Origin of the sequence: Thalassolituus pacificus (genome assembly GCF_025318105.1) — a bacterium.
GTDB classification, from domain to species: Bacteria; Pseudomonadota; Gammaproteobacteria; order Pseudomonadales; family Oceanobacteraceae; genus Venatoribacter; species Venatoribacter pacificus.
In genome coordinates, this window is record NZ_JAOANI010000024.1 from 1 (window position 1) to 563 (window position 563).

Below are 563 nucleotides of genomic sequence, written 5' to 3' on the forward strand. Positions count from 1 at the left end.
TCGATACGACCGGTAACAACAGTACCACGACCCTGGATAGAGAATACGTCTTCGATTGGCATCAGGAAGGCGCCATCGATCGCACGCTCTGGTTCAGGGATGTAAGAATCCAGAGTTTCTACCAGTTTCTTAACAGCAGACGTACCCATTTCATTGTCGTCTTCGCCGTTCAGAGCCATCAGGGCAGAACCTGGGATGATTGGCGTGTCGTCACCTGGGAAGTCGTATTCAGACAGCAGGTCACGCAGTTCCATTTCAACCAGTTCCAGCATCTCTGCGTATTCTTCAGAATCGGCACCGCCGCAATCTTCAGCTAGCAGGTCTGCTTTGTTCAGGAAGACAACGATGTAAGGTACACCAACCTGACGGGACAGCAGGATGTGTTCACGGGTCTGAGGCATTGGGCCGTCAGTAGAACCACATACCAGGATCGCACCATCCATCTGCGCAGCACCGGTGATCATGTTCTTAACATAATCCGCGTGTCCTGGGCAGTCTACGTGTGCGTAGTGACGGCTTGGAGATTCGTATTCTACGTGCGAGGTAGAAATCGTGATACCACG

The 563-nt window shown here is 52.0% G+C and carries 1 protein-coding gene; it reads right to left on the minus strand.

The genetic code is table 11. The features are described from left to right. Positions 1-563 (minus strand): GTP-binding protein (locus NYR02_RS14615; protein WP_260977093.1); only part of this gene is annotated, 563 nt, incomplete at both ends.